Source organism: Tepidibacter sp. (assembly GCF_025210165.1).
Lineage (GTDB): Bacteria > Bacillota > Clostridia > Peptostreptococcales > Peptostreptococcaceae > Tepidibacter_A.
Window position 1 is genome coordinate 1 of record NZ_JAOASI010000008.1, and the last position, 4,494, is coordinate 4,494.

General features: G+C 29.0%; 6 protein-coding genes. 5 read left to right on the forward strand and 1 reads right to left on the reverse strand.

What is annotated here, in order from left to right; translation table 11 throughout:
- The 3 genes from N4A48_RS00630 to N4A48_RS00640 all read left to right on the forward strand — a co-directional run.
- A partial coding sequence (locus tag N4A48_RS00630; protein ID WP_330665018.1) for a hypothetical protein occupies positions 1–209 on the forward strand: 209 nt, incomplete at its 5' end.
- Between the two features lie 189 nt (positions 210–398).
- Entirely contained in the window at positions 399–536 is a 138-nt protein-coding gene (locus N4A48_RS00635; protein WP_293663740.1) for a hypothetical protein, read from the forward strand.
- 194 nt (positions 537–730) lie between these two features.
- Positions 731–943 (forward strand): KTSC domain-containing protein, encoded by a 213-nt coding sequence (locus N4A48_RS00640; RefSeq protein ID WP_293663741.1) that lies wholly within the window; start codon positions 731–733, stop codon positions 941–943.
- A 56-nt stretch (positions 944–999) separates the two neighbouring features.
- Here N4A48_RS00640 and N4A48_RS00645 read toward each other — a convergent pair whose 3' ends face one another.
- Positions 1,000–1,551, reverse strand: coding sequence for a nitroreductase family protein (locus N4A48_RS00645; RefSeq protein WP_293663742.1), 552 nt, complete (start codon positions 1,549–1,551; stop codon positions 1,000–1,002).
- A gap of 361 nt (positions 1,552–1,912) precedes the next feature.
- On the opposite strand from N4A48_RS00645, the gene putP reads away from it, so the two are divergent.
- Together putP and proC are read left to right on the forward strand one after the other, a co-directional pair.
- Entirely contained in the window at positions 1,913–3,394 is a 1,482-nt protein-coding gene (gene putP / locus N4A48_RS00650) for a sodium/proline symporter PutP (protein WP_293663743.1), read from the forward strand.
- A gap of 124 nt (positions 3,395–3,518) precedes the next feature.
- Positions 3,519–4,319, forward strand: a complete 801-nt coding sequence (gene proC, locus N4A48_RS00655; RefSeq protein ID WP_293663744.1) for a pyrroline-5-carboxylate reductase — start codon at positions 3,519–3,521, stop codon at positions 4,317–4,319.
- Positions 4,320–4,494 lie beyond the last annotated feature (175 nt).

Consider the following 4,494-nt stretch of genomic DNA (forward strand, 5'->3'; position numbering starts at 1 on the left):
GTAAGTTTACGATTTGGAAGGATGATAAGTACATACAGTCATTTGGAAAGAAAGTAAGTAAGAAAATGGTTAAAATTTTATTAGAAAAAGGTAGAGTTGGATTTAGAAACCTTAAGAGTAGAAAAGGAAATGTCTTTTCTGAATACTTTCGATATGAAAAAAAAGAAGGAACAGAATACTATAATTGGAAAATAGAATTTATAGATTAAATTATTAGAAATTACTCAATTATCTAACGAAGAAATCACCTTTATTTTAATACTATAGATATTCTAAAATTAAATTATAAAATTGTATCATTTTTAATAATTTTATTCATACAGTAATATAAAGGGGAACTTTTAAATAATTGCAAGGTATAGGTTTCACTTTATATTAAATATTAAAGAGGGGATTATATGGATAATCTTAAACAACACCAAAAATTAAAAATGAGAAAAATTACTATAGAAGAAATGAGAAAAGAACAGAAAAAAATAAAGGATATAGCAGAATATATACTTAAGCAAAAATTAAAAAATAATAAATCAAAATAGTTAAAAAAGCGAGGTGTACATATTATTAACCTCGCTTTTTTACTTATGAGTCTCAAAAAAGTTTACATTTAAAATTCTTTTAAAGAAGAACTTTTTTATAAATAAAAGTGAAATGCGACAACGCATTTTTGCATATTTCTTACAAATGATTTAGTATAATTAAATCAACAAGGGTTTATTTAGGGGGAGATAAAATGATAAGAAACAATATAAATTCATCAAACATATTTTCTTTGGGCTATGATTCTGATAAAAAAATGTTGGAAATTGAATTTGATTCTGGGGAAAGATATAGGCATTCAAATGTACCAGAAAGTGTATATAAAAAAATGATAGAATCTGAATTTATAGGATACTATATAAATTATAATATTAGAAATAACTATCCTTGTGTAAAAGTAAAGTAATGTATAAATGCATACATATAAGAATTGCTGGCAAATTTATTGCCAGCAATTCTTATTTAGTGAATACTTGGGTATGGAGTATCCCATTTATTTAGACATATATGATCGTTTATTGGATTTGTATTAACTTGAGTATTATCATAGTCAGAGTACTCTCCTATTGGGCTCATCGCAACGACTCTATATTTATCTGGAATACAAAGTGCTTTCTTTATTTTGTTTTCATCAATTGATGCGATCCAGCACGTACCATAGCCTTCATTTGTACATGCTAAAACTAGATGTTCCATAGCTATACCACTATCTACTAGATACAAATCTTTATTATCTATAAAACCAGATTCAGAAGGATCAGCAACAACAACAGCAACAAGAGGAGCTTGTATAATTGAATTAGAAGCACTATTAACATCATTCATAACGGATGTAGATAATTCTTGTTTTTGAGATTCGTTATCTACTAATATGAATTTAAAACATTTATTATTTTTCCAGGAAGGAGACATAATAGTAGATGTTAAAATTCTATCTAATTTATCTTTTTGAATAGGGGTATTTTTAAAGTTTTTTATACTTTTTCTTTCATTTATGACATCGTAAAATTGCATGAAATCACACTCCTTTTTTCTTATTATTAACATTAATAAGATTAAAAATGCTTAACTTATTATGGAATATTAAGATTTTAGTTTTTGAAAAATTAGAAAGATTTTAAAAACAAACTATCGTAAAAAGCCGAAATGTGCTATAATATTATCCAAGTAAAATTTATTATAAAAACAAAAGCATGTTTTTTATTATAATAAAAGTATGCTTTTTTTTTATAACGAATAGAAAATTATAATCCTTTTTAAATTATGGATAAGTATAATTTTCGTTATGAGTTTCAAAAAAGTCTACCTTAAAAATTTTCAAAGGAAGACTTTTTTATAAAAGTTTTTATAAAAAAATTATCGGGGAGGTTTTATAATGTCAGCAGATATAAGTATACTTATATCTTTTGGAGTTTATTTAGTTGGTATGTTAGTAATAGGACTTATATTCTACAAAAGAACTGAAAATTTATCGGATTATGTTTTAGGAGGAAGAGGTTTAAACAGTTGGGTAACAGCACTTAGTTCTCAAGCTTCTGATATGAGTGGATGGTTACTTATGGGATTACCAGGATATGCATATCTTTCTGGTATTGAGTCGATTTGGATTGCTGTAGGTTTAGCTATAGGAACATACATAAATTGGAGATTTATAGCTAAGAGATTGAGACAATATACTGAAGTAGCAGGTGATGCTATAACATTATCGGTTTATTTTGAAAATAGATTTAGGGATAAAAGTAAAATCCTTAGAACTGTTTCGGCTATATTTATATTAATATTTTTTATATTATATACATCATCAGGACTTGTAGCTGGCGGAAAACTATTTAATACAGTGTTTGGTATGTCATATATATCAGCTCTTACGGTAGGAACTGTTGTTGTTATATCATATACTTTCTTAGGAGGATTCATGGCTGTAAGCTGGACAGACTTTTTTCAAGGTATGTTGATGTTCTTTGCTATACTTGTTGTTCCAATAGCAGGTATTGTTGAATTAGGAGGAAGTCAAATTACTATTGATTCTATAAAAAGCTTGAGTCCTGAATTTTTAAATCCATTCACTACTATGGAAGGTAATACTATTGGTATTATATCTGTAATTTCATTATTAGCATGGGGGCTTGGGTATTTTGGGCAACCCCATATATTAGCAAGATTTATGGCTATAACTTCTCCTAAAAAAATAAAACAGGCAAGAAGAATAGCTATGATATGGGTTGCTATAAGCTTATGTGCAGCTGTTGCTGTAGGTATGATAGGTAGGGTGTATGTTACTCAATATCTTCAAGGTGCCGAATCAGAAACTGTATTTATATTAATGGTTAACTCTATTTTCCCAGCTGCAGTTGCAGGGATATTTTTAGCAGCTATTTTGGCAGCTATTATGAGTACTGCTGATTCACAACTTTTAGTTGCAGCGTCTGCATTTACGGAAGATATATATAAATCTTTAATTAAAAAAAATGCTACGGATAGAGAACTGGTTTGGGTAAGTAGAGCTACTGTTGTATGTATAGCTATAATATCATATATATTAGCGCTTAATCCTAATAGTTCTGTACTTGATTTAGTAGCTTATGCTTGGGCAGGGTTTGGAGCAGCTTTTGGACCAGTTGTTATAATGTCTTTATTTTGGAGAAGAATGACAGCTAAAGGAGCATCAGCAGGTATGATAGTAGGAGGAATTACTGTTTTAATATGGAAGCATATTCAAGGTGGAATTTTTGATGTATACGAGATAGTACCTGGATTTATATTAGCCACAATAGCTATAATTATATTTAGTTTGATGGATAATGATCCTTCTAAAGAAATAATGGATGAATTCAATAAGGTAGAAAATATGTCTTAAATCAGAATTAACTAAAATCAAATGATACCTATAGATTGGACACATAAAAAAGAGTGTCTAGCCGATAGGTATTTTTTGTATAATTGGATATAGGAGTTGTTTTATAAAAAATAGGAGGTTCAATATGAACAAAATAATTGGATTTATAGGTTGTGGAAATATGGGAAAAGCAATGATAGGTGGAGTAGTTAAATCAAATTTATTAAGTAATAGTAATATCATAGTATCTGATGAAGATAAAGGTAGTTTAGATATTATTTCAAATGAGTATAGTGTTAAAACTGCAATTGATAATAAGGAAGTAGCAAAAGCATCAGATATAATAGTATTATCTGTAAAACCTAATATATATGATCTTGTGATTGATGAGATAAAGGATTTCGTTAAAGAAGATGTTGTTATAGTCAGTATAGCGGCTGGAAAAACTATTAAAGATATAGAAGATGCATTTGGAAAAGATATAAAAATGGTTAGAACTATGCCTAATACACCAGCACTTGTTGGTGAGGGTATGACAGGTATATGTTTTAATAAAAATATATCAAAGGAAGAAACAGAAGAAGTTGTTAATATATTCAAAAGCTTTGGTAAAATAGAAATCATAGATGAAAAACTAATGGAGGTATTTATATCAACTAGTGGATCTTCTCCTTCGTATGTATTTATGTTTATTGAAGCTATGGCAGATGCGGCAGTAGCAGATGGTATGTCTAGAGATAAGGCTTATAAAATTGCAGCTCAAGCTGTTTTAGGATCTGCAAAAATGGTTCTTGAAACTAAAAAACACCCTGGAGAGCTTAAAGATATGGTATGTTCACCAGGAGGTACTACTATAGAAGCAGTTACTACTTTAGAAGAGTATGGATTCAGAAATGCCATTATAAAAGCGATGAGAGAGTGCACTAAAAAAGCTAAAGATATGTAATTCAAAATACCAGTCGTTTGACTGGTATTTTTTCTTGTATATATGAAAACCACCTGCTATGCGGGTGGTTCTAAAAAGCTTCCAGCGGTGAGTAGAAAAGAAAAAACTCCTTTGTTAGAATAGTATTTAGGTTTGCCGACCAAATACAAAACAAAGGAGAATGCCCAAATGGACA

What these genes read in the sequence shown, in the direction of transcription:
- N4A48_RS00635 (WP_293663740.1), top strand. Translation starts at nt 399, where the DNA reads ATGGATAATCTTAAACAACACCAAAAATTAAAAATGAGAAAAATTACT.
- N4A48_RS00640 (WP_293663741.1), top strand. Translation starts at nt 731, where the DNA reads ATGATAAGAAACAATATAAATTCATCAAACATATTTTCTTTGGGCTAT.
- N4A48_RS00645 (WP_293663742.1), bottom strand. Translation starts at nt 1,551, where the DNA reads ATGCAATTTTACGATGTCATAAATGAAAGAAAAAGTATAAAAAACTTT.
- putP (WP_293663743.1), top strand. Translation starts at nt 1,913, where the DNA reads ATGTCAGCAGATATAAGTATACTTATATCTTTTGGAGTTTATTTAGTT.
- proC (WP_293663744.1), top strand. Translation starts at nt 3,519, where the DNA reads ATGAACAAAATAATTGGATTTATAGGTTGTGGAAATATGGGAAAAGCA.